The organism is Rheinheimera sediminis, assembly GCF_004005375.1.
Lineage (GTDB): Bacteria > Pseudomonadota > Gammaproteobacteria > Enterobacterales > Alteromonadaceae > Pararheinheimera.
The window spans coordinates 19,904-42,628 of sequence record NZ_RZUF01000005.1; the positions used below are offsets into that span (position 1 = coordinate 19,904).

Annotated in this window: 23 protein-coding genes; 7 read left to right on the forward strand and 16 right to left on the reverse strand. The window is 46.2% G+C overall.

The genetic code is table 11. From position 1 onward, the window contains the following. The first annotated feature begins 9 nt into the window (after nucleotides 1-9). Complete coding sequence (locus EMM73_RS04340) at nucleotides 10-753, forward strand: SDR family oxidoreductase (protein WP_127685235.1); 744 nt, start codon at nucleotides 10-12, stop codon at nucleotides 751-753. A 157-nt stretch (nucleotides 754-910) separates the two neighbouring features. Here the strand turns inward: EMM73_RS04340 and EMM73_RS04345 are convergent, their stop codons facing one another. Then, the gene (locus EMM73_RS04345; protein WP_127685236.1) at nucleotides 911-1,345 is read right to left on the reverse strand and encodes a hypothetical protein; all 435 of its coding nucleotides are present in this window, start codon (nucleotides 1,343-1,345) and stop codon (nucleotides 911-913) included. 217 nt (nucleotides 1,346-1,562) lie between these two features. Here EMM73_RS04345 and EMM73_RS04350 point away from each other — a divergent pair, with 217 nt between their 5' ends. Beyond that, nucleotides 1,563-3,023, forward strand: a complete 1,461-nt coding sequence (locus EMM73_RS04350; protein WP_127685237.1) for a pectate lyase family protein — start codon at nucleotides 1,563-1,565, stop codon at nucleotides 3,021-3,023. 94 nt (nucleotides 3,024-3,117) lie between these two features. On the opposite strand, the gene EMM73_RS04355 is transcribed toward EMM73_RS04350, so the two are convergent. From EMM73_RS04355 to ccoG, 8 genes are all read right to left on the reverse strand, one after another. Then, complete coding sequence (locus EMM73_RS04355; protein ID WP_261373325.1) at nucleotides 3,118-4,845, reverse strand: flotillin family protein; 1,728 nt, start codon at nucleotides 4,843-4,845, stop codon at nucleotides 3,118-3,120. A gap of 76 nt (nucleotides 4,846-4,921) precedes the next feature. Then, nucleotides 4,922-5,587: a YqiJ family protein gene (locus EMM73_RS04360; RefSeq protein ID WP_127685238.1), complete on the reverse strand. Its 666-nt coding sequence runs from the start codon at nucleotides 5,585-5,587 to the stop codon at nucleotides 4,922-4,924. Then, complete coding sequence (locus tag EMM73_RS04365) at nucleotides 5,587-6,255, reverse strand: PspA/IM30 family protein (RefSeq protein WP_127685239.1); 669 nt, start codon at nucleotides 6,253-6,255, stop codon at nucleotides 5,587-5,589. Before EMM73_RS04365 ends, EMM73_RS04360 begins: the two co-directional genes overlap by 1 nt. Beyond that, entirely contained in the window at nucleotides 6,240-6,761 is a 522-nt protein-coding gene (locus tag EMM73_RS04370; RefSeq protein WP_127685240.1) for a hypothetical protein, read from the reverse strand. The genes EMM73_RS04365 and EMM73_RS04370 overlap by 16 nt, the downstream gene beginning before the upstream one ends. 187 nt (nucleotides 6,762-6,948) lie before the next feature. Beyond that, entirely contained in the window at nucleotides 6,949-7,596 is a 648-nt protein-coding gene (locus EMM73_RS04375; RefSeq protein WP_127685241.1) for a thiol:disulfide interchange protein DsbA/DsbL, read from the reverse strand. A gap of 16 nt (nucleotides 7,597-7,612) precedes the next feature. Further along, nucleotides 7,613-8,248, reverse strand: a complete 636-nt coding sequence (locus tag EMM73_RS04380; protein WP_127685242.1) for a thiol:disulfide interchange protein DsbA/DsbL — start codon at nucleotides 8,246-8,248, stop codon at nucleotides 7,613-7,615. Between the two features lie 47 nt (nucleotides 8,249-8,295). Beyond that, complete coding sequence (locus EMM73_RS04385; protein WP_127685243.1) at nucleotides 8,296-9,276, reverse strand: serine/threonine protein kinase; 981 nt, start codon at nucleotides 9,274-9,276, stop codon at nucleotides 8,296-8,298. 74 nt (nucleotides 9,277-9,350) lie between these two features. Next, entirely contained in the window at nucleotides 9,351-10,769 is a 1,419-nt protein-coding gene (gene ccoG, locus EMM73_RS04390; RefSeq protein ID WP_186435125.1) for a cytochrome c oxidase accessory protein CcoG, read from the reverse strand. Nucleotides 10,770-11,172: 403 nt separating this feature from the next. Here ccoG and EMM73_RS20000 point away from each other — a divergent pair, with 403 nt between their 5' ends. Then, nucleotides 11,173-11,346 carry a hypothetical protein gene (locus EMM73_RS20000; RefSeq protein ID WP_186435126.1) on the forward strand — a complete coding sequence of 58 codons (174 nt, stop codon included), beginning with the start codon at nucleotides 11,173-11,175 and terminating at the stop codon, nucleotides 11,344-11,346. Between the two features lie 224 nt (nucleotides 11,347-11,570). Here EMM73_RS20000 and EMM73_RS04395 read toward each other — a convergent pair whose 3' ends face one another. The 4 genes from EMM73_RS04395 to purT form a co-directional block, all read right to left on the reverse strand. Next, nucleotides 11,571-11,798: a hypothetical protein gene (locus EMM73_RS04395; protein WP_127685245.1), complete on the reverse strand. Its 228-nt coding sequence runs from the start codon at nucleotides 11,796-11,798 to the stop codon at nucleotides 11,571-11,573. Nucleotides 11,799-12,000: 202 nt separating this feature from the next. Next, on the reverse strand, nucleotides 12,001-12,276 hold the full coding sequence (locus EMM73_RS04400; RefSeq protein ID WP_127685246.1) for a hypothetical protein: 276 nt from the start codon (nucleotides 12,274-12,276) through the stop codon (nucleotides 12,001-12,003). 48 nt (nucleotides 12,277-12,324) lie between these two features. Then, on the reverse strand, nucleotides 12,325-12,558 hold the full coding sequence (locus EMM73_RS04405) for a hypothetical protein (protein WP_127685247.1): 234 nt from the start codon (nucleotides 12,556-12,558) through the stop codon (nucleotides 12,325-12,327). A gap of 550 nt (nucleotides 12,559-13,108) precedes the next feature. Beyond that, complete coding sequence (gene purT, locus EMM73_RS04410; RefSeq protein ID WP_127685248.1) at nucleotides 13,109-14,293, reverse strand: formate-dependent phosphoribosylglycinamide formyltransferase; 1,185 nt, start codon at nucleotides 14,291-14,293, stop codon at nucleotides 13,109-13,111. Between the two features lie 120 nt (nucleotides 14,294-14,413). Here purT and EMM73_RS20510 point away from each other — a divergent pair, with 120 nt between their 5' ends. The 3 genes from EMM73_RS20510 to EMM73_RS04425 all read left to right on the forward strand — a co-directional run bounded on the left by EMM73_RS20510 (nucleotide 14,414) and on the right by EMM73_RS04425 (nucleotide 16,594). Then, nucleotides 14,414-14,611 (forward strand): cysteine-rich CWC family protein, encoded by a 198-nt coding sequence (locus EMM73_RS20510; RefSeq protein ID WP_127685249.1) that lies wholly within the window; start codon nucleotides 14,414-14,416, stop codon nucleotides 14,609-14,611. Between the two features lie 176 nt (nucleotides 14,612-14,787). Beyond that, the gene (locus tag EMM73_RS04420) at nucleotides 14,788-15,957 is read left to right on the forward strand and encodes a benzoate/H(+) symporter BenE family transporter (RefSeq protein WP_127685250.1); all 1,170 of its coding nucleotides are present in this window, start codon (nucleotides 14,788-14,790) and stop codon (nucleotides 15,955-15,957) included. Between the two features lies 1 nt (nucleotide 15,958). Further along, nucleotides 15,959-16,594 carry a GntR family transcriptional regulator gene (locus tag EMM73_RS04425; protein WP_127685251.1) on the forward strand — a complete coding sequence of 212 codons (636 nt, stop codon included), beginning with the start codon at nucleotides 15,959-15,961 and terminating at the stop codon, nucleotides 16,592-16,594. A 72-nt stretch (nucleotides 16,595-16,666) separates the two neighbouring features. On the opposite strand, the gene EMM73_RS04430 is transcribed toward EMM73_RS04425, so the two are convergent. Continuing rightward, entirely contained in the window at nucleotides 16,667-17,443 is a 777-nt protein-coding gene (locus EMM73_RS04430) for a peptidylprolyl isomerase (RefSeq protein WP_127685252.1), read from the reverse strand. Nucleotides 17,444-17,524: 81 nt separating this feature from the next. Continuing rightward, on the reverse strand, nucleotides 17,525-19,483 hold the full coding sequence (locus EMM73_RS04435; RefSeq protein WP_127685253.1) for a DNA topoisomerase III: 1,959 nt from the start codon (nucleotides 19,481-19,483) through the stop codon (nucleotides 17,525-17,527). Nucleotides 19,484-19,639: 156 nt separating this feature from the next. Here EMM73_RS04435 and EMM73_RS04440 point away from each other — a divergent pair, with 156 nt between their 5' ends. Further along, entirely contained in the window at nucleotides 19,640-22,276 is a 2,637-nt protein-coding gene (locus EMM73_RS04440; RefSeq protein ID WP_127685254.1) for a CHASE domain-containing protein, read from the forward strand. A gap of 89 nt (nucleotides 22,277-22,365) precedes the next feature. Here EMM73_RS04440 and EMM73_RS04445 read toward each other — a convergent pair whose 3' ends face one another. Continuing rightward, nucleotides 22,366-22,683 (reverse strand): DUF1840 domain-containing protein, encoded by a 318-nt coding sequence (locus EMM73_RS04445; RefSeq protein ID WP_127685255.1) that lies wholly within the window; start codon nucleotides 22,681-22,683, stop codon nucleotides 22,366-22,368. Nucleotides 22,684-22,725: the final 42 nt, after the last annotated feature.

Consider the following 22,725-nt stretch of genomic DNA (forward strand, 5'->3'; position numbering starts at 1 on the left):
AAGATAGCCATGAGTCAGAATATTGCAGGAAAAACCGTAGTGATCACTGGTGCCAGTAGTGGTTTAGGCGAAGCGACGGCCTACCATCTGGCCAGTCTGGGTGCAAAAGTCGTGCTGGGCGCTCGTCGTGAAGACAAGCTGCAGCAAATAGTAGAAAAGATCGAGGCGAAAGGTGGTCAGGCCGCCTATCAAGTGACAGATGTCACTAAGGCCAGTGAAGTTCAAGCTTTGGTACAACTGGCTGTCAGTCGTTTTGGCCAGTTAGATGTCATCATCAACAATGCCGGTCTGATGTCTATAGCACCGATCAGTGAGTTAAAAACCGACGAATGGGATCGGATGATCGACATCAATATTAAAGGGGTGCTCTATGGTATAGCTGCAGCTCTGCCTGTATTTGAGCAACAACAACATGGCCATTTTATCAACATATCCTCTGTTGCCGGCATCAAAGTATTTAGCCCGGGTGGCACAGTATACAGTGGTACTAAGTTTGCAGTTCGGGCCATAAGCGAAGGTTTGCGGCATGAAGTGGGTGGTGCTATCCGCACGACCACCATACTGCCAGGAGCTGTGGATTCTGAGCTGAAACACGGCAGCAGTCATCAGCAAAGCGCTGAATTCGTGGGCAATTTCTATCAAATAGCTATTCCCGCTGATTCAGTAGCCAGAGCCGTGGCTTACGCCATAGAACAACCGAAAGAAGTGGATATTAACGAAATAGTACTGCGCCCTGCGGTACAGGATTTCTAGCTCTGCACCTACTAATCTGAGCGTTGTAAAACCGGTCGGGCATGGCCATCTGCAAAGAGAGCATGCCCTCAAGCCATTTCAGAACCGACAAGCTTGCTTACGAATCCCACCTGCTTGGCCATGTCAGGCCGCACTTTGCACAGCAATAGTATTGACCTTAATGTAAATAGGGCCTGTCCACAGGTAAAGATGATAACTGCCACTCTTTGTATCTCTGACACACGGCCTTGTATTCAGCTCTGAGTTTGGCCGATTCCTGCAGCACTGCAATACTGGCAGGATGTGCACCATCCAAGCGCTGCAGCATTTGTTCAAACCAGCTTACACCTTGCTTTAGCGTGGCCTGACAACGCCGCCATCTTTGTTGCTGAGCATAAGTTTCAGCTAAGTTCTGAATAGAAATCGACAAACAGAAGGTAGGTAACGACGCTTCTTCCCGGCTTAACTCTGGCGGGCAAAACACAAAACCACAGTGATACCAGACGGGCCAGACATCCGAAATAGCCTGACGATAGAAAGTGACAGCCGCCGCAAAATGCCTTTGCGTGAACGCCTGATTACCCTGCGCAATGATGTATTGCCAATGTTCCATGCCATGGCTCCAGTTGAGAACTAATGTCATCTAGACTAGATTAATTGCGAATAATTCGCAACAACTGCTATGCAATTTAGCAAATTCAGAATCCATCTATATTTCCAGATGTGAAATAGCTGTACCTAAAATGTTAGTCCACACTCTGCTGTACCGTTCAGGACCCGAATCAGGGCCGGAGTCGGTATAAAAACAACAGCCATTTGAGGACAACTAGATGCAACATAAACACTTACTCTGCTCACTTTTAGCCTTAAGCTGTGCCGTCAGTACCGCGGTACATGCCAATAATCTTGCGATCACAGGCCCGGGTGCAGCAGCTGACGGCTCCAGTAAAGCCAGCGGTATCAGCTATACAAACATCAGAGACGGAAACAGTCAAAGCGCCTGGCAACCCACAACCCCTTCGAACCAGCGTGTCTCCGTGAAATGGAGTTCAGCTGTACAGCTGAATCGGGTAGTTTTGAAAGAACTAGGCTCAGCTGTGACCAGTTGGCGCCTGGTGAATAACGATAACGGAGCCCAGCTTGCCAGCGGAACCACTATTGGTAGCAACAAGATCATTAACTTTGCGACTATCAGCAGTAAAAAACTGAATTTAGAAGTGATCAGTGCCAGCTCAGCACCTCGTATCGCCGAGTTTGAGGTATACCTGATCACAGAGGGTGCACCAGAGCCTGTTGAACCAGCACCAACACCTACTCCACCGCCTTCAGCCGGAGTAACCTCTTGCAGTGCTTTACCACAGGGATATGCCTCATTGGATGGAGGTACCACAGGTGGTGCAGGTCCAAATGCGGTAACGGTCACTGCAAGTACAGGTGCACAAATTCAAGCCGCTTTGGCAAACCGGGATTTAAACCGTCCTTTGACCATCAGAGTCAATGGCACTATTACTCCGGCCAACTCAGGTGGCGTCAGCAAGTTTGATATTAAAGATATGAATAACGTCAGCATTATTGGGGTCGGCAATACGGCCTTATTTGATGGTATAGGTATTAAAGTATTCCGCGCCAATAACGTAATCCTGCGCAATTTAAAGCTGCGTTATGTCAATACAGGTGACAAAGACGCTATTACGCTAGAGGGACCAGCCAGTAATATCTGGATCGACCATAATGAAATTTACAACAGCCTGAATGTAGGTAAGGACTTTTATGACGAGCTGATCAGCGGCAAAAAAGACGTAGACAAAGTCACCATTTCCTACAATTACCTGCACGACAGCTGGAAAACCTCGTTGTGGGGCAACAATGATTCGGACAATTTCAACCGTCGTATCACCTTCCACCATAACTATTGGCAAAGAGTCAATTCGCGCCTGCCGTTATTCCGTTTTGGCCAGGGTCATATTTATAACAATTACTACACAGAGGTACAGGACACAGGTATCAACAGCCGAATGGGCGCGGTGATCCGCATTGAAAATAATGTATTTGAAAACACCACTAACCCTATAGTGTCGTTTTACTCCAGCGCTTTGGGCTACTGGGATACCAGAGGTAATGAGTTTAGCAACACCAACTGGCAAGCCATGCCTGCTGAAGGTGTAATTGCTGGTCCTAATGTGCAACCTAATGCCGTATTAAACCTGCCGTACAACTTTACCTTGTTACCTACTAACCAGGTTAAAGCTCATGTCATAGCCAATGCTGGTGTAAATAAATGTAATTTTTAAACCGTCCTGCCTGGTCGGATGAAAAGCAAAAAGGGGCGGTTCAATCCGCCCCTTAGAGTTCAGCACCAGTCACTGCTGTTACGCTAAGTTCAACTTAGTCTTTTAGCACTGCAGTTAAGCCATTAATGTCGCCAGCTTTTATACCAATTTCATTAAGCAGGCTGTCTAAAAGTGGAGCTTGGGCTCTGTAACGCAAAGCACTGTTCACCACTTGGTCGGGTAATGACGTACTTGCCTGGCCATCTGCTTCACCAGCTTGAGCAGAAGCACCATTTAAACCATTCACCTGCAAAATTTTAATGTCGCTGATCTGCTCCATAGGTTTCACGCTTTGGGCAATGATCTCTGGCAGTTGTTCTATCAAGGCCAAACGAACCTGCATTGCAATTTGTTCTGCAGAAAGCATATTGGCTGCAGCGTTGATGGCTTTTTTACCTTCAGCTTCGACCTGATAGCTACGCTCTTTGGCTGCCGCCAGCAAAATTTCTGCATCGGCCTGGCCCTGAGCTGACAAGCGATCTTTATCGGCCTGGCCTTGAGCTACAACCCGCAGTGATTCAGCCTGATCTTCTGCTGCTTTTTTCTCTGCGTCGGCGGCAACAATAATTTGAATTGCTTCTTTCTCTGCTTGTTGTCGTGCCATCACCAGTTCAACCTGTTTAACACGCTCAGCTCTTTCGGTCTCGCGCACTGTCACAACGCTTTCCTCTTCTTTTACCGCTATAGCTCTGGCTTTATCTGCCAAGGCTTTAGCCTCAGATTCAGCCCGTGATTTCTCAGCTACAGCTATGGCTTTGTCCTGAGACGCCAGCTCTACAGCTTTTTGCCTCTCAATTTCAGCCTGCTCTAACGAACGTTGCTTCGAAATTTCCATTTCGCGCACTGCACGTTCTTTTTGAATGGTTTCGTTTTCGATATCACGCTCGGACAAAATACGCTTCAGGTCGACTTCACGTTGAGAAGCAATTTGTGCTTCTTCTGCTTCTCGTTTTTTCTCTGCCTGTTCGCGGGCGATTTCCGACATTTGTGAAGCACGGCGAATAGAAACTTCACGCTCCTGCTCTAATTTTGCATACTCTTCTTCACGCGAAATCTGCAATTTAGCCCGCTCTGCTTCAAGGTTTTTTTGCTTGATGGCTAAATCGGTTTCCTGTTCAATGTCGTTACGAATTTTACGGCGGGATTCAATCGCCTGAGTCAGTTTGGTTAAACCTTCAGCATCAAACGCATTTTGTGGATTAAAATGCTCAAAAGCAGTTTGGTCTAAACCGGTCAGCGACACAGACTCCAATTCCAAACCATTTTTTAATAAGTCTTCTGAGACCACTTGCTGAACTTTTTGTACAAAATCCACCCGTTTCTCATGCAACTCTTCCATAGCCATTTCAGCAGCTACAGATCGCAATGCATCAACAAACTTGCCTTCAACTAATTCTTTTAATTCATTTGGGTTCATGGTTTTTAAACCCAAAGTCTGTGCCGCATTAGCAATAGAATCTACTGTAGGTTTAACCCGTACATAAAACTCAGCGGTCACATCGGCACGCATGCGGTCTCTGGTGATCAGAGCCTGTTCATTAGCGCGACGCACCTCCAGCCTCAAGGTATTCATATTCACAGGGATAATTTCGTGCAAAACCGGCAGTACTATGGCCCCGCCATTCATAATGACTTTTTCACCACGAAAGCCTGTACGGACAAAAGACACTTCTTTGGTAGCCCTTTTGTACAAACGGGCCAGAATAAGCCCTAATAACAGCAGCCCGGCAAACACCACACCAGCCACAAATACGATATCCATTAAGTTATCAGTTAACATCATCAACACATCCTTTTAGAAAAACACCCTTTGCACTCAAAACTGCAGCTTTGCCAGCTTTATCAGTTCATCACAACCTTTAATTCTGCTCACTTTGTCGTTCAGACAAATGTGGATTCAGATTCAAAATGCCTTTGTAGACATTACCTTGCCTGGACAACAATAAAAGTTCACTACCAGTCACATACTCCTGCCCCTCGTCGTCAGGTTCTACCTGAATGTAGTGGTAGTAGTTATACTGGTCTTTTACCTTTGCCTCGGCCGGATACCCGGCTTTGGCAGTGCCTAAAGTTATCAAGGCAACACGACCTATTAAACTTTCGGCTGTAATGGCCGTGGTTTCGTCTTTCGGAATAACCCGCTGTAATACACCTGTGCCCCAGCGCACAAAAGGTAATGACAAAGGCAACACACAAAAGACGGCTAACCAACCTGGACTGTAAACACCAAAGAAAGCCATGATCAGTTTTTGTGAAAATAAACCTATCAAGGAAAAACCCATTAAAAACACAATCAAAACCATCAAGAGCGGAACTTCGCCAATCCGAAGCCAGGTCAGCAAACGACTTAATACTCCCTCAGTTTCAGGTTGTGCCACTTCAGGGTCAGGCAATATCGAGTCCAGCGAAGCAGATAAACCGCCCCCCAGCACCACAGCAACTAATTCAACCACAGCAATCAATAGCATCAGCGCTAAAGCTATACTGAATACTTTATTCTCTGAGGCAAGCAATAACTGCAGCATTAGTTTTTATCCGCTTTAAGCGCTGCCAAACGCTCCGAAATCCGGTTTTTACGCGTCAATTCCTCTAGTTCAGCCAATTTAACGGCCGTATCTGTGGTCGTAGAGCGACTGGCAATACCTGATTGCTTTTCCATCACGCGCTCAAAACTGGCCGCAGCTGACTCCGCTTTTTTCTGGGCAGCAGAACCATTGGATGGTGCTTCAGCTGTCGCTGAACCTGCCTCTTGCCTGGCTTGCCTGAACTGGTTTAAATCAGCTTTCATATCACGCTTTTTCGCCTGCAAAGCCTGTATCAAGCCTTCCAGCTCTTTTTCTTTGCTGCTGCATTCTGCAATACTGGCTTCCAACACAGGAATTCGTGATTCGATATCAATTTGTTGAGCAATACCTACTTCGGCCAAATCATCGCGACCCGAGCGGATCGCAGCCTCAAGCTGTTCAGACAAGGTCTCGTGACGACTGTTTTCTTCCATCAGCTTTTTGCTGGCCAGATGTTTTTGCGCGACAAACTTACCCAACTCTGAGCGAGCCTCGTCTATCGCGCTATCCAGTTCACGTAGCGCTTGTTCCATCACGGCTTCCGGAAGCTGTCCTTCGACAGCGTCTACTAACGCATTAACGCTGCCACTGACCAGGCGCGCTACTCTTTGACTTATACTTTCCGCCATTCCTTTTCTCCTTGAGTTGCGACTTGAGACTGACAAATCAAATCAGCCAATCTGATTAAACCTTGTTGTGTTGAGTTGTTTGTGTTTGGCGCCGCTGACAACGCCAAAGGCAAAATCAGCTCGCTTAAACGCAGTACGAGCTGAGCAACGGCCTGCTCTTGTTGCTGAAACTCGCCTAACTTCACATCCACTTTTTCTGCAGTTGCAGTTTGGATCTGAGCCAATAGTTCAGGCAGCAGGTCCAATGTTCGAATCATCAGCTCGGAGTGTGCACCGACTTCCTGCTCACGCGACAGCCATTGGCGCTTTAGTCGACTAAACCACTCTTGTGCCACAGCTAAATTGTCTGCGTAATTCGCCCCCTGCTGCCGCTGCCGCCGTACCTCAACCAATAAGGCTCTGAGTTTATCTGAAGGGGTATAAGCGCCGTCATACTGCAACTGGCTGATAAATTCAGCATCATCAACACTAATCCTTGCACTAAAAGGTACGGTTTTTCCGCTCATCGGCCACCTGAATTCAGATTGTTCAACTATTAATCGAGTGTATTCATTTGAATTCAAGTGTCAATAGGCAACAGAAAAATAACAACAATAACAGAAGGGCGGTAAAGATATTGATGGGAAGCAAAAAATTAACACTAGGGGTATCAATAAGACAGAGGCCTGAGAAATTCAGGCCTCTGCGGAGGATTTAATCTTTTTTCGCCAACAGAAACGCCACCAAATCGTTTAAGTCCTGCTGAAAGTTATCTTTGCTTAAACCCGAAAATTTCACCTGATACTTGCCATTGACCAGGAGTGTCGGAACTCCCTGCAGCACTTTGGCTTCAGAGTAATGATCCTGACTTCTTTTCATAGCGTCCACTTCAGCGACTACGGCAGGATTAACCATGCCTGAGTCAACCAACATCGCAGGAATGTCATTGGCAACTAATAAACTGCGAATATCCTGCTCAGTGGTAAAACTGCCACGATGAAGGTGCAAATAATCAAAGATCGCATCAGCTATACGGTCACCTTGGCCGGCATTTTTAGCGACCACATAAGCCTTGGCTAAAGACTGCTGTAATTCTGGCGGTGCTACTCTCAAAAAATCGACATGGTGTTTAGTTAGTTTGACGCCTGAGGGCAGGTTCTTATCCAACGTCTGAGCAAAAGGTTCAAAGGCTTTACAGTGTGGGCAGTAAAACGAAAAGAACTCAAGCACTTCAGGTACTTCTGTTGCTTTCTCAGCAACCACGTCGTAATGCACACCTTGCTGATATTGCACAGGTGCAGCTGCAGAAGCAAAGGCGGCCAAAGGAGCGAATAGCAAAGCAAACAGTAATGTCTTCAGCATAAGTAACGCCTTCTAATTAAGATTGAGTCAGTAGAAAATTCACTAACTGCTTAAACTCTTCATCCTGATTATCCCGGCTTAACCCCTGATTCAGAATTTTATATTTACCGTTTACGATGAAGGTTGGCACGCCAGTGAGAACACGGCGAGCAGATAATGCATCCTGCTCTTTCTTCATTTGTTTGGCACCACCAACGACAGTAAAGCTTTTTATCGCCTTGTCATAGTTCTCTGCATCTATACCGTTGGCAATGACCACAGCTTTGATATCGTCGTCGCTGGCAAAGGTTTTACGATCCAGATGGATATGTTTAAAAAACGCGTTAGCAACGTCGTCACCTTTACCCAGATTTTTAGCGACCAGATAGGCTTTGGCTAAAGTGGCCTGCAGCTCAGGTTTGGCGTGCTGTAAAAAGTCGACATGCACTTTCTTCATATCCGCTCCTGCAGGCAATTGTTTAGCTAAGGCCTGAACTTTCGGCTCATAGGCAAAACAGGCCGGGCAGTAAAAGGAGAAAAATTCTTTTACTTCAGGCTTAGCTGTAGCTTGCTCTGAAATCACTTCGTAATGTTTACCTTCTTCAAACTGAGCAGCGAACACTGCCGCAGGTAATAACATAGCCCCGATTAAAAATGCTGTTAACTTTTTCATTATTCGAATGTTCCTTGGAATATAACTGTCACTACTCTAACAAAAACTTACCACTGAGGCATCAGCGAAAGTGGGCTCTGGTCACAGAATTTCAGCTGTTCATCCAATGCCCGTAATTGTTGCTGCCAATATTGGTCTGTACTAAACCATGGAAAGTTCTGTGGAAATGCCGGGTCGGCCCATCTTTTGGCTATCCAGGCCATATAAGACAAGATGCGCATCGCGCGCAACGGCTCGATGAAACGCAGTTCTTTATGGTCAAAATCGCAGTACTGCTCATACTCTTCCAGCAACAACGACAACTGAAAAGTCTGCTCGGCTCTGTCACCGTTCAGCAATAACCATAAATCCTGCACTGCAGGGCCGTTGCGACTATCATCAAAGTCCAGCAAGAGTGGCCTGTCGTCGTGCCACAGCAAATTACCAATATGACAGTCGCCATGCACCCGACGGATTTTTTCCGGCTTATACAAAGGCCCCACCTTATCGCACAGTTGTTGCATCATGGCCTGATAATCTTTTTCCAGCGAAGGTGGAATTAAACCTGAATGCAGCAAGCTTTGCTGGCTGTCGAGCAAAAAAGTCTGATGATTAATGGTGGGCCTGTGTATAAAAGGCCTCGCCGCACCGACCTGATGCACCATGCCTAAAAAACGCCCAAGTTGCAGCATTTGATTTTCGTTATCAGGCTCTAAAGTGCGACCGCCCCGACTCGGAAATACAGATAAATAAAAGCCGCCATAAGACAATACCTGCTGACCATCGCGTGCTACCGCTTCGGCTACAGGTACTTCAATGTCAGCCAGTTCGCGCACAAACTGATGCTCTTCCTGTAATTGTTCAAGGCTCCAGCGCTCAGGCCGGTAAAACTTCACCACCCACCTTTTGTTATCAGCATCTCTGAATTGACAGACTCTGTTTTCAAAACTGTTCAGTTGCAATAAGCCTGAGCTGACATCAAAGCCATAATGAAATAGGGCATCCAGCATTAAATCCGGACTTAAAGTAGAAAAATCAAAAGTGCTCATGGAATTCCATTTGGTCGATACTGCACCCAAAAAAATAGGGAGCCGAAGCTCCCTAGTCTAACGCTTTTACAGATCTAACGGGCGGAAAAGAACTTACTGCCCTGAGTTAACCGAATCTCAGGCTCGTCGCTGTCCTGTAAAACAAACTCAATATCCAGCACAGGTTTTTTCGCATCTACAGGGTCCAACGATAAGCTGATTGGCAGGTTGGCTGTTTCACCACCTTTAATAGTCAGCTCTTGGCTGCCCAACCACTGCGCTTTATCCAACCCCTCAATAGACAGTTTATAGGTTTGCTCCAGTTGCGATTTGTTAATGACTCTGAGGGTATAAGTGTTTTCAATTAAACCTTCATCGGTTTCTCGGTACAAAGCACCACGGTCGCGCACTATGTCCATCACCACTGGTTTACGCACCACCAAGGTCCAGGCGAAAGCCGCACAAACAGCCACCAATACCATAAAGTAACCTACTAACTTACCACGTATAACCTTAGTGGTTTTACCTTCCAGGCTATGTTCTGTGGTGTAGCTGATCAGGCCTTTGGCATAGCCCATTTTATCCATCGTATCGTCACAAGCGTCAATACAAGCGCCACAGTTAATACACTCGTACTGCAATCCATTGCGGATATCAATACCTGTAGGACATACATGCACACATAAATTACAGTCGATACAATCACCTAAGCCTTTGGCTTTATAGTCTGTGTCTTTACGAGAGCGTGGCCCGCGGTTTTCACCGCGCTTGGCATCGTACGTCACGGTAAAGGTGTCTTTATCAAACATGGCAGATTGAAAGCGGGCGTAAGGACAAATATGAGTACACATAATTTCGCGCATCCAACCGGCATTACCATAAGTACAAACGGCAAAAAACCAAACAGATACTGCAGCCCAAAAACTGGCTTCGAAGGTGAAAAATTGGATAAACAGTTGATCTACCGGCGTAAAGTAGCCGACAAAAATTAAGGCTGTTAATACTGAAAACGCAAGCCAACAAAAGTGGGTTAGCGCTTTTTTACCCAATTTACTCAATGACCAGGGGTCCTGATCCAGCTTCATGCGCTGATTACGGGTGCCCTGAATTTTTTCTTCAAACCACATAAAAATAAAGGTCCAGACGGTTTGTGGACATAAATAACCACACCAGACCCGACCATAAAAGGTGGTAACAAAAAACAACGCAAAAGCGCTAATGACAAAAATCCATGCCAGAATAGTGAAGTCCTGCGGCCATAAAGTCATACCGAAGATATAGAATTTTTGCTCGACAATATCGAGCAAAATAGCCTGCTGGCCGTTAAATTCCAGCCAAGGCAGTAACATAAATAGGCCCATAAAAACAAAGCCGATATTACGCCTTAAACTCTGATGCAACCCCTTTACCGCTCTTATATAAATGCGATCTCTTGGATTATATTTGTTGTTTTTATCCGACTTAGGTTTGTGCACCTCTACCGGAATATTCTTAATATCTATTTTGTTATCCACGCCCATACCTCGTGCTGCTAGCCGATATTCAGTGTAGCAGGCTGTTTAGTGCAGCTTGTTGATGCAAGACAATCTCAGCTTTATCTAATGAAAATTGTTCACTATGCCAGTCTGCATGGAGGCATTGTGATCAACGCTGTGAAGGCTGCCCTTACTGCTTTATGTTGTAACCCAGTTTACACTCTGGAAGAATAGCTGCAATAATTGAACCAAAGGCAGCAATTATATAACACCATGATCCATATTGGGTTTTTATATTCTTCTTAGTTTTAACCTGTAAACTTCGTTGACAGCACAAGGGTATTTGGCTATCAGATTGACAGTGTTATGCTGCTATTGCTGTGTTAAAAACAATAGCGTTATAAATGGGGTAACAAGTTATCCGCAATTTTTGCTGTTATGTTTGCTGATTGTCAGCACCCTGACATTTTATGACCATCCAAAAATGCTGCCTTATGCTTACTCAGAACCTGTGCTGGACTGGTTGGCTGAGCACATCTCGTTGCCCGGTGCTCAATCCGATTCAATGGTTACCCGCAAAATTCAGCAAGCCTTTTATGCCATAGGCAAGGATTAAGGCACAGGCCAGCAGGAAGCCTTAGCCAAGGCAGCGCGCACTATAGACAACTTATTGCAGTTTCGCCGCGACTACTGCCAAAAGGGTGATTTTCACCCGGCCTTATTTGGCGACGCCATGCAAAGAGCTTGTGATGTATTAAGGCAATATCCGAAGCTGGAAGAGTTTAAAAAAGATTAAAACTCTGAGCCTGCGTGTGGTGCGGCTTAATTCAGCTCCATAAATCAACCGAATAATGGCAGCAAATAAATCTGCACCAGTCTGGCGCTAAAAAATCCAGCGTTGATCACTGCACCCAGCTGCAATGCCTCAAACCAGAAGGGAGCTTTTTTCAGTGGCCAGTAGTTACGTTTAAACCTGAGAAAAACCAATAACACAGCAGCCGCTGCCAAAACCACAAACAGCAGTACCAGCGATAGTTCCAGCCAGTCTGTAGTTGCCAGTTCTCTCATAAAAAACCTGCCTTTAAAGAATGGTATTGACCTTAAAACCAAACAGAAAGCCGACTCGCGGCAGAGCGAGGGGGTAAGTGTTCATTTTTACTTCAGGTTGTTTAACAATCGAGCTGGTCAACGGAGAAGACGAAACTAACTATGCCTGTTTTGCTCTAAAAACACACAAATAACGGGCTGAAATTTCTGCGCTTGCCTTGGTTCACCCACCCAGATAGTAAGACAACCAAACAGTTAAAAACACTAGTGGTATAGCTACAGAAGAACTTAGTAATAACTTGAATAAAAAACACTTCACATTACCAAGGGTAGTCAAATCCTCATTTTTTTTATAGAAAAAAAGCATACTGACAATCACAAATGCGACGCTGCCCACAGCCACCTGAGCATATACATTGCCAGAATAAATAAAAAAGAAAGAAAATGATGCAGCTATTGATAGTAATACAGCAAACTTAATATCCTTATTCCATATCATAAGAAACTCCAGACAAACAGCTGGAGGGCCTTGCCCTCCAACACACTATTACCGGCCTATTTCGTAGGCAATGAAACCTACAGCCCCACCTAAAATAGCCCCACCTAAAAAACCAGCAATCCCAAAGATGGCTCCAGCTCTAGCACCGTATCCGGCCCCACGAGCAGCAGCCGCAGCATATCCACCAGCCCCCATACCTGTCGTGATAGAAGCTCCTGCCACGACAGCTCCGCGGTCTCCGCCACTAATGTTTTCCAGTTGTTCAAATGTTAACTCTCGCATTTTATCTCTCCTCGATAAGATTAAAGAGTGCAGCCTGTCTTTCAGCCACAAGATCAGCTAATACAACTCGGTCATCAGACTGCTCTGTTTTTGCACTACATCCACATTTAGCATCACGCTCAGTCGTAACGGAGCAGTGTTGTTAAAAACGCCGACTCTATGCGCTCCCACACTACAAATGAAAAAAGAAATTATATTTAACTTAAAATTAAATATAATTTAACAAAAAGAAAAAACAAGCTCTAACGCACCCAAAATCAAGAATTGGCTTTAATACTTTGATGATTAGAGAAATTTAGTTTTGTAATGGCGCTTTTGAAAATAACGCTAGGCCGAAAAAGAAAACAGGACTTGCTCGCCTCTGCTTGTTCCATCGCAAAAAAGACAACATCAGGCGGTCCTGGCCGACATCAAAAATTGGTTGTCTGGTTTTAAGCCCAATTTATGGCTAAGTGACTGATTTTGCGGGGCCACTACTATACAAAAAGGGCCCGCAGGCCCTTGTTTTCAAATTCAAATGTTAAAAGTGAAGCAGCACTAAGTATAAAACCTAAAGCACATCCACCTTAATTTGCGCTATTACATCCAGTGCTTTTTGTTTGGCCTGCTCTACACTGTCACCTAAAGCTAAAGCTACACCCATACGGCGTTCACCTTGCACTTCGGGTTTACCAAAAATTCGCAGGTCGGTGTCGGGTTGCATTAAGGCCTGGGCCAGGTTGCCGTAACTAATTTGCTGTGAATTGCCAGGCACTAATAACACAGCTGAAGCGGCCGGGCCGTATTGGCGAATAACCGGAATAGGCAAACCTAAAATGGCGCGGGCATGCAAAGCAAATTCGGAATAGTTTTGCGAAATTAAGGTTACCATGCCGGTGTCATGTGGTCGGGGTGATACTTCGCTAAACCACACCTCGTCACCCTTCACGAATAGCTCCACACCAAATAAACCAAAACCACCTAAAGCTTCAGTCACTACAGCGGCGTAACGCTGGGCTTTCTCCAAAGCCACAGCCGACATGGCTTGAGGTTGCCATGACTCGCGGTAATCGCCTTTTTCTTGTCTATGGCCTACAGCTTCGCAGTATTGGGTGCCGGAAATGGAACGTACTGTCAGCAGCGTGATTTCGTAATCAAAGTCGATAAAACCTTCCACTATCACCCGGCCTTTACCGGCACGGCCACCTTCCTGTGCATAAGCCCAGGCGGCTTCTAAATCAGCGTCGGATTTCAGTACAGACTGGCCTTTGCCGGAGGAGGACATAATAGGTTTCACCACACAAGGGTAACCAATATGCGCCACAGCAGCTAAGTAGCTAGCTTTGTCATCGGCAAAACGGAAAGGCGAGGTAGGCAGTTGTAACTCTTCTGCCGCTAAACGGCGGATGCCTTCGCGGTTCATGGTTAAATTGGCCGCTTTGGCGCTTGGGATCACAGTAAAACCTTGTTGCTCCAGTTCTACCAGCGTGCTGGTGGCTATAGCTTCCAGTTCAGGCACTATCAGTGCGGGTTTTTCTTTGATCACAATTTGGCGCAAGGTTGCACCGTCCAGCATGGAAATAACATAGTGACGGTCGGCCACCTGCATAGCAGGTGCATTGGCGTAACGGTCGACCGCTATCACTTCACAGCCTAAACGTTTGAGTTCAATACATACTTCTTTACCCAGTTCTCCGCTACCCAATAACAGCACTTTAGTGGCATTGGCGGCACCCGGGGTTCCTATCTGGCTCATCTGTAGCTCCTTGATTTAATGTGCAAGAGCATAACAAAAATCATCAACCAACACTTAATGATTTCCGCTACTTCTGGCTTGCTGAGGTATAGTACAACTAAACTAAAACAGAGCATTTTTATGCCCGAGCAACTATGCCCTTTATGTCAGCAAGCTAATTTATGCAAAGCAGGCACAACAGAACAAAACCAGTGTTGGTGCATGCAACAACAGTTTCCGGCTGAACTGCTGGCAAAAGTGCCGGATCAAAATAGCTGTATATGCAGTGAATGCCTGAAAAAATTCAATGAGCAAACAACCCTCTTCTACCCTGCCTGACACTAAAATAACGAATTTTAATTATCGATAGACGGGTGCAAGCGCCGATAGAGATTTGTTTGGAATTCATGACGGGCAGGGCAAGCCCCGTCGCTACGGATTTATTTATCACTTAGCTTGAAATTTGTATACAAAATAAATTAATGTATTCATAAATATCCTTTCAGGTGACCTTTATGTGGCGCGACTTTAGCTTATCAGCCATAGCTGCTGGTTTTGTGGCTGTATTGGTTGGTTTTGCCAGCTCAGTGGCTATTGTCTTTCAGGCTGCAGCAGCTGCTGGCGCCGATCAGGCGGTGATGGCGTCCTGGATTTTAGCTTTGGGCCTTGGCATGGGCTTCACCTGTATTGGTTTGTCCTTGTATTTTAAAGCGCCAGTGCTCACAGCCTGGTCCACGCCTGGGGCTGCACTTTTGGTCAGCAGTTTACAAGGCCTGAGTTTAGCTGAAGCTGTAGGTGTGTTTATTTTTGCCGCGGCTTTAAGTTTATTACTGGGTCTGACAGGCTGGTTTGAAAAGCTCAGTAGTAAAATTCCGCTGCAAATCGCTTGTGCTATGCTAGCTGGTATTTTGTTTAACTTTGGCTTGTCGATTTTTACCTCGCTGCAGCAGGATCTAAGGCTGGTAGGACTGATGTGCGTGACTTATCTGGTCAGTAAACAGTATCTGCCCCGCTACGCTATTCCATTAGTGTTGGTAGTCTCAGTGCTTTATGCCAGCCTGCAAGGTCAGTTGAATCTTGCCCAGGTGCAGTTTGACTGGCCAGCGCCAGTCTGGATTTGGCCACAGTGGTCTGTCAGTGCTTTATTGGGCGTAGGTGTACCACTTTTTATTGTCACTTTAACCTCACAAAATATTCCGGGTTTAGCTGTCTTTAAAAGCAGCGGTTACCAGCTGCCGGTATCCCCACTGATTAACGCCAGTGCTTTGACTACCATAGTGCTGGCGCCTTTAGGCGCTTTTTCTATCAATTTAGCAGCTATTACTGCTGCTATTTGTGCCAGCCCTGAAGCTCATGCCGACCCCGCCAAAAGATACAGCGCAGGTGTGGCTGCAGGTATTTTTTACTTGCTGACGGGTTTAGCTGGCGCAGCAGTTGTGGCTTTATTTGCCGCCTTTCCAACAACTCTAGTCACAGCTTTGGCCGGTTTGGCTTTGCTTGGCACTATAGGAACCAATCTGGCCTTAACCACACAAGCCGGGCCGCACAGAGAAGCTGCTGTTGTGACTTTACTGGTCACAGTTTCAGGTGTCAGCTTCTTTGATATAGCCCCGGCATTTTGGGGTTTAGTAGCAGGCTTGCTTTGCACTCTGGTACTGAAACTGCCACAGAGAAAGGTAGTTTAATATGACCAAAGCCAGCTTATATCAGCAGTTAAAACAGGATATCCGTCAGGGCGTTTGGCCTGCAGGTGTTGCACTGAATCAACAGAAGTTATCGGATTATTATCAGGTCAGCCGTATTCCGGTGCGGGATGCTTTGCAGCAACTCAAAGCTGAAGCTTTACTGGTGATGGCTGGTAAAGCCAGTTTAATGGTGCCGCCTTTAACCGCAGCAGAAGCCGAAGAGTTGTATCAAATTCGTTTGCAGCTGGAACCTATGGCACTACGCCGCGCTTTTCCCCAGCTCACTTTTAGTATAATTGGTCAGGCGGAAGATTTATTGCATCGTATTGAGCACGATCAGAATTTATCTGCCGCAGACAGAGGCGCATTAAACTGGCAGTTTCACCTGATGTTATATCAGGCAAGTCAGAGCCCACATTTGCTGCGTTTATTGCACAGCCTGCACCAGCAGGTGGAGCGCTATTTAGGTTTTCAGGAAATCAGCCTGAATTACGCTGATACCAGCCATCAGGAACACTGGCAGTTGCTGGAGTTACTGCGGGCGCAACAATTGGATGCTGCTGTAGCTTTACTGCAGCAGCATATTCAGCAAGCAGGCGAGCTATTAACCAGCCACTTACGCCAACAGCCTGCCTGATTCGACAAAACTGTAGGGGCACGGTTTATCCGCGCCCGTCTTTAATCCAACAGAATGACCAACCTATTCAGTTTAAACTTTACGACGACGCCAAAACGCCAAACCAGCCAAAGCCAGTAGTAAAGCAGAACCCATTGAACCACCACCTGAAGAACTGCTGTCAGTCTGCTGACCTGCCAGCGTATTTGGTGCAGGATTCAGGTTAGCAGCTGTCGTTGGGCTGTCGTTGATCACGGTAATTTTTTCAATCACAACCAGATTGCTGGCCGTCAAAGCCACATTATTCGCAAGATCTGTCGCACTGTAATTGCGCAATGGTGCACCGGCAAAATTCCCTGTAGCAGGCACATATAAATCTTCGATGCTATCCAGAATGGACATACCTGTGCCAGTCACTACGCCAAAAACCGTAAAACCACTATTTTGTCTGTCCAGATTGCTGGCGTTATTTCCCAAATTAACAAACCATTGATTAGTAGCGCTATTTGGGCTGTCGGCTACTTTCGCCATAGCCACAGTACCCCTAACATTAGACAGCTTAGGCTCGTTATCCACAGGGCCCCTTGTTGCTACTGCAGCAAAAGGGCTGGTATTGTTTCCGCTGTAACGAAAACCACCACCTTGTACGACAAAGTCTTTCACTGAACGGTGAAATACCACATTGTCATAGCTACCATCTTTTACATAGTTCAGAAAGTTAGTCACAGTTTTTGGTGTGGTTTGGTCAAACAGGTTGATTTCAAAATCCCCCATATTGGTTTCAACCAATACGATGGTGGCGTTCGCTTGTTGACTGCTGAAAGCTAAAACGGCGGCAAAAGTGGTTGTTAGTATAGTTTTTTTAAACATTATAAAAATCCCTGAAACAAAGTGCCCCGACTTTAATGCAGTCTGCCACAGCAATCCAGAGGCATTACACTTAATAACGAACTAAACAACTTTGTTAACTTTTGTCCGTTTTGCAGAGGAAGCCGCTTTGCCCTGCGTTGTTTTGCGCCTGGTATTTTTATAAGCAGGTTTTTGTGATGAGCCTGCTTTCGCTATCTCTGCAGAAACCTTTGCCTGCTGCACCAGCCTGGTAATTTCTGGTTCTAATTGCGCCATAAAGTGCGGATAATCTTGTTGCTGGTGGCAAATTTGCTCTAACTGAGCTTCCCACAAGGCGGTTAAATCCGGTGCTGTGATACGTTGTGGCAAACTTTGAATAAAAACCCGGCCTAACTGGCTGGCCCGAATTTGTTTGCCCTGACGCTGCAAATAACCACGTTTGAATAACAACTCCAGAATACCGGCCCTGGTGGCTTCTGTGCCCAAACCAGCTGTTTCTTTTAAGATACGTTTCAACTCTGGATCAGTCACAAAACGACTGATGCCTGTCATAGCAGCCAATAAAGTGGCATCAGTAAAATAAGCCGGTGGCTGGGTTTGTTTTGATAGCAATTCCGACTGGCCCGACTGCAATGGCTGGCCTTTGGTTAAAGGAGGCAGCCTTTGCAATTCTGCCGTATCCTCGTCCTGATCTTCTTTTTGACTGGCTTTATAAAAAGCTTTCCAGCCCAAAGACTGCAGCTGCCGTGCCTGAGCCTTAAATAAACCTCCGGCAATTTTAATCAGCGCTTGTTGCTCCAGATAACAATAAGGCGGGAAAAACTGCCATAAAAACTGCCGCGCTATCAGCCAATAGAGTTTGGCTTCAAAGGTATTCAAACTGGCTGACTTCAAGGCTTTGTCGGTAGGAATAATAGCGTGGTGGGCCGTGATTTTACTGTCATCCCAGGCTTTGCTGCGTAAGCTTAAATTTGCCTGTTGTTGCATCTCTGCATGTTCAGGGCTGTTCGCCACTATAGCGCGGCAAACCGCAGCAGACTGGCCAAATTGCTGCTCTGGTAAATGCCTGCAATCAGAACGGGGATAAGTAATAAGCTGATGACGTTCATACAATTGCTGACAAGTATCCAGCACTTGTTGTGCTGTCATGCCATAGAGTTTTGCCGCTTCAATTTGCAAAGCCGACAAACTAAAAGGCAAAGGCGCATAGTGTTTTTTTGGTTGTTGCTGCACCTGCTCTACTACAGCGGGCTGAAAACTGGTTTTGCGCTGCACCAGTTCGGCCAACTCACGGTTCAGTACACGGCCTTCTTCGTCCTGATAAGGCTCGCAGGCTTCACTGGGCTGCCAGATGGCGCTAAAAGGCCAATCAGCTCCTGTTAAATGCGCTTTGACCTGATAAAAATCACGGCTGACGAAGTTTTCGATCTGCAAGTCACGCTGCACTACTAAACCCAACACTGGCGTTTGCACCCGGCCCACCGACAACACGCCCCGATAACCCTGTCTCTGACCATGTAAAGTATAAGTACGGGTTAAATTAATACCGTACAGCCAGTCAGCCCTGCTTCGCGCTAAAGCACTTTGCGACAAAGGCGCAAATTCAGCATTCATTTTTAACTGCTGCAACGCCAGGCGCACAGCTGTCGGAGTTAAATCATTTAACAGTAACCTTTTGGTTTGCTTCAATTTGGTTTGACTGACTTTACTGTGCTGCAATACTTCATCCACCAGCAACTGGCCTTCCCGATCCGGGTCGCCTGCATGCACCAGTTCGGTAGCTTCTTTGATCAGTTGGGTCAGTATTTTCAGCTGAGCTTTGCTTTGTGTTTTCGGCACCAGCTTCCACTCTTGCGGCACAATGGGCAAATGCTCCAGCCGCCAGCTTTTAAATACCGGATCATACACTTCAGGTTCGGCCTGCTCTAACAAATGACCAAGACACCAACTGACTTTATCGCCGTTGCTCAGTTGCAGATACCCTTGCTGCTTTTGATGAGAACCAAAGGCATCGGCAATGGCGCGAGCCATACTGGGTTTTTCGGCGATAAATAGACGCATAATAGAAGCCCGACGGAGAACTGTATAAAAAAACAGTTAATTTAACCCTAGTTTTCCCAAAAAAGCAAAGCCTGGAGCATTTGTTTTCTGACGGGCTCGGGGTAAGCTAGGGGTTCGCCGGAAGAAACCGGTATCTGTTTTGGTGAAGTGTCAGTCTTGATTAAAATTCCAGCTCCCAGCTTGACGTTGTTGCGGGCCCTTTTGCTGGCTATCGCCTATTTTGTATTTGGCCAATTGGCTATGTTGCTGGCCATAGCACCAGGCATGGCGACTTCGGTATTTCCCTCTTTAGGTATAGCCATAGCAGCAGCCTTGTTGTGGGGTTACCCTATGCTGGCCGGCGCATTTTTAGGCTCCCTTATTCTGAAACTGGCCCAGCCCGACTGGCCGCACTATTTAAACTGGTCAGATAAAGTGGTCTACAGCCTCAGTATGGCTGCTATTACGGCTATCACTGTAGCTTGTGCCCTATGGGCTGTGCGTCGCTTTGCTCAGTTTCACAGTGCCTTAACTTTTGAAAAAAGCATTCTTTGGCTCTTTGCCCTATCAGGTCCCTTTGCGTGTTTGATAAGCTCAATTTTATCCACTTTGGTATTAGAACAGTATGGGTTAGTCACCCACCAGAATGCGATGCTGAACTGGTTTACCTGGTGGGTTGGCGACATGATTGGCGTGATGATTGCTGTTCCCTTAGTATTTATGTTGTTCGCCAAACCCCGCCCTTTATGGCGTGCACGCTGGCTGACTGTGGGCTTACCTTTGTTGGTCTGCACAGCTTTGGTCATAGCTTTATTTGTGCTGGCTCGTTTTCAGCACCACCAGAACCTGCAGCGAAAGTTTTTTGATCAGTCAGAGCAAATCAGCGCCACTTTTCAATTCAGGGTTAGCAAAGTGCTGCAACAGATGCAAATGCTGGAGCGACTCTTTGCCATTCAGGCTGAAGTGACTGACGAAATGTTTCAGCAGTTTTTACAAAACTATCCTTGGAATCAAGCAGGTGTGTTGTTTTTTGATTGGGTTGAAGTGATACCTCATTCCAGGCGTGCGGCAGTAGAAGCTGAGCTAAACAGCTTGTTTAAGGAATATGCCACCCCAGGAATAAAACCTGCTGCAGTGCGTCCATACTATAGCGTGATTCGTTTTGTCGCTTCATCCACAGGTGATCGATCGCTTGTAGGGCTTGATTTAGCCGCAGATCCTGCACGCAAAGAGGCCATGGATTATGCGATGGACTCTGGCCGTATCAGTATATCTGCACCAGTGCAGCTTGTCGGTGGCAATGACGCTGCTCTGTTTTTTATTCCGGTATACCAAGAGGGTGTGGTACCACAAACTATTGAGGAAAAACGTAAAAAGATTCGTGGTTTTATCTGTGGCATCTTTGAAACATCAGCACTGGTGCAGACCAGCTTAAGCCAATACGATACGTCAGAGTTCCACCTGCAAGTCAAAGATTTAGGCACAGGGCTTTCTTATTATGGCGCCTTGCCTGAACTGCCGATACAGGCCCGTGATCTGACATGGACCCGCCAGTGGTCCCATGCCGGACGTTCACTTGAACTACAACTGGTTCCAAGTCAAACCCTGTTGAACCTCAATTCAGGACAACAAAGCTGGTATGTGCTAACGGGTGGCTTGGTGTTATGTAGTCTGCTTGGTATTTTCCTGCTGGTTTTAACAGGGCGTTCGGCCCGCATTGAGCATTTAATCACGCAACGAACCAAAGAGCTGAGTTCTATTCTGGACAATGCTATTGAATCTATAGTGATAGTCGATCAACAGGGCTTAATTGAACGAGTCAATAAAGAAACCTCTTTGCTGTTTGGCTTTGCTATGTCTTCCTTACTTCGTCAGCCTATCAGTAAACTATTGGCTTGTTTACCTGAGCACAAAAACCATCAATTATTGCAACCTTTAACGATAGACCAACTGAACTTGTGGGTAGGCAATACGGTAGAAGTGACAGGGTTAAGCGAAGATGGCCGGCAAATTCCGCTGGAAATGGGCTTAAGCCGGGTAGATATAGCAGATAAACATTTGTACACCCTGATGTTGCACGATTTACGTGAGCGCAAAAAAATCGATCGGATGAAAAGTGAATTTATCTCCACCGTCAGCCATGAGCTTCGCACGCCGCTCACTTCGATCAACGGTTCTTTAGGCCTGTTGGCTGGTGGCGTAGTCGGTGAATTACCACCACAAGCCCAACAACTGGTACAGATTGCCAAAACCAACACCGACCGACTGGCAAGGCTGGTGAATGATATTCTGGATATTGAAAAGCTAGAGTTTGGTCAGTTAAAGCTACAGCCTGTAGAAGTGGAGGTTTGGGAATTACTGCAAGAAGCCAAACAACAAAATCAGGCTTATGCCGATAAATACTCAGTACGGTTGAATTTGGCGGCACCCGCAACTCAAGCACAGCTTTATTTATTTCAGGATAAATTCCGCTTGTTACAAATTTTGTCGAATTTAATCTCGAATGCCATTAAGTTTTCCCCCAGCCACTCAGTCGTAGAGTTGAGTTATCAGCGACATAATGATGACCTTGTGATTAAAGTAAAAGATCAGGGCACTGGTATAGCTGAGTCTTTCCACACTAAAATTTTCCAGAAATTTGCGCAAGCCGACAACTCCGATAGCCGCAGTAATCAGGGATCTGGCTTGGGTTTAAATATCAGTAAAACTCTGGTTGAAATGATGCATGGCAGCATAGACTTTGAGTCAGAGCTTGGCAAAGGCACCTGTTTTACTCTGACATTTCCCTGCTATCTGCAACTAAATCGCAGCTAAAAAAGCGAAACTACAGAGCAGAGAAATGAGGTGTTGAGGACAAACCAGCCACACAGCTTCAGGCTATGATGGTCATCTAAAGCGGCGAATCATTCCCAGCTCACACCTTTTTGCTCGCGTATCGCCGCCTGCAACAAGGCTATTAAAGGCAAAGCGCGGTGTTTTAGCGGAACTGTACCCGGCTTTTCCTGATCTTTATCTGCTGAATCATCAGATAATTCAGGCTCTTGCGCTACTTCTAATGCGGATAAGCCTTGCTGCAGTAAAGTCAGAGCTTCAGAGACGTCTTCAGCAAATAAAGCTCCAGGCGCTTTAGGTAAACGACCCATCAGTTCCAGTAACTGCAGAGCAACATGGTCAAACATCTGTACCGGCGCTGCGGCAATTGATTTAAAAGTAATTAGCATAACAATCTGATTTTCCGGATAAGTGAAACCTCAGCATGCGCT

Coding starts and splice junctions, on each gene's coding strand:
- EMM73_RS04340 (WP_127685235.1), top strand. CDS start 10: ATGAGTCAGAATATTGCAGGAAAAACCGTAGTGATCACTGGTGCCAGT.
- EMM73_RS04345 (WP_127685236.1), bottom strand. CDS start 1,345: ATGGAACATTGGCAATACATCATTGCGCAGGGTAATCAGGCGTTCACG.
- EMM73_RS04350 (WP_127685237.1), top strand. CDS start 1,563: ATGCAACATAAACACTTACTCTGCTCACTTTTAGCCTTAAGCTGTGCC.
- EMM73_RS04355 (WP_261373325.1), bottom strand. CDS start 4,845: ATGATGTTAACTGATAACTTAATGGATATCGTATTTGTGGCTGGTGTG.
- EMM73_RS04360 (WP_127685238.1), bottom strand. CDS start 5,587: ATGCTGCAGTTATTGCTTGCCTCAGAGAATAAAGTATTCAGTATAGCT.
- EMM73_RS04365 (WP_127685239.1), bottom strand. CDS start 6,255: ATGGCGGAAAGTATAAGTCAAAGAGTAGCGCGCCTGGTCAGTGGCAGC.
- EMM73_RS04370 (WP_127685240.1), bottom strand. CDS start 6,761: ATGAGCGGAAAAACCGTACCTTTTAGTGCAAGGATTAGTGTTGATGAT.
- EMM73_RS04375 (WP_127685241.1), bottom strand. CDS start 7,596: ATGCTGAAGACATTACTGTTTGCTTTGCTATTCGCTCCTTTGGCCGCC.
- EMM73_RS04380 (WP_127685242.1), bottom strand. CDS start 8,248: ATGAAAAAGTTAACAGCATTTTTAATCGGGGCTATGTTATTACCTGCG.
- EMM73_RS04385 (WP_127685243.1), bottom strand. CDS start 9,276: ATGAGCACTTTTGATTTTTCTACTTTAAGTCCGGATTTAATGCTGGAT.
- EMM73_RS04395 (WP_127685245.1), bottom strand. CDS start 11,798: ATGAGAGAACTGGCAACTACAGACTGGCTGGAACTATCGCTGGTACTG.
- EMM73_RS04400 (WP_127685246.1), bottom strand. CDS start 12,276: ATGATATGGAATAAGGATATTAAGTTTGCTGTATTACTATCAATAGCT.
- EMM73_RS04405 (WP_127685247.1), bottom strand. CDS start 12,558: ATGCGAGAGTTAACATTTGAACAACTGGAAAACATTAGTGGCGGAGAC.
- purT (WP_127685248.1), bottom strand. CDS start 14,293: ATGAGCCAGATAGGAACCCCGGGTGCCGCCAATGCCACTAAAGTGCTG.
- EMM73_RS20510 (WP_127685249.1), top strand. CDS start 14,414: ATGCCCGAGCAACTATGCCCTTTATGTCAGCAAGCTAATTTATGCAAA.
- EMM73_RS04420 (WP_127685250.1), top strand. CDS start 14,788: ATGTGGCGCGACTTTAGCTTATCAGCCATAGCTGCTGGTTTTGTGGCT.
- EMM73_RS04425 (WP_127685251.1), top strand. CDS start 15,959: ATGACCAAAGCCAGCTTATATCAGCAGTTAAAACAGGATATCCGTCAG.
- EMM73_RS04430 (WP_127685252.1), bottom strand. CDS start 17,443: ATGTTTAAAAAAACTATACTAACAACCACTTTTGCCGCCGTTTTAGCT.
- EMM73_RS04435 (WP_127685253.1), bottom strand. CDS start 19,483: ATGCGTCTATTTATCGCCGAAAAACCCAGTATGGCTCGCGCCATTGCC.
- EMM73_RS04445 (WP_127685255.1), bottom strand. CDS start 22,683: ATGCTAATTACTTTTAAATCAATTGCCGCAGCGCCGGTACAGATGTTT.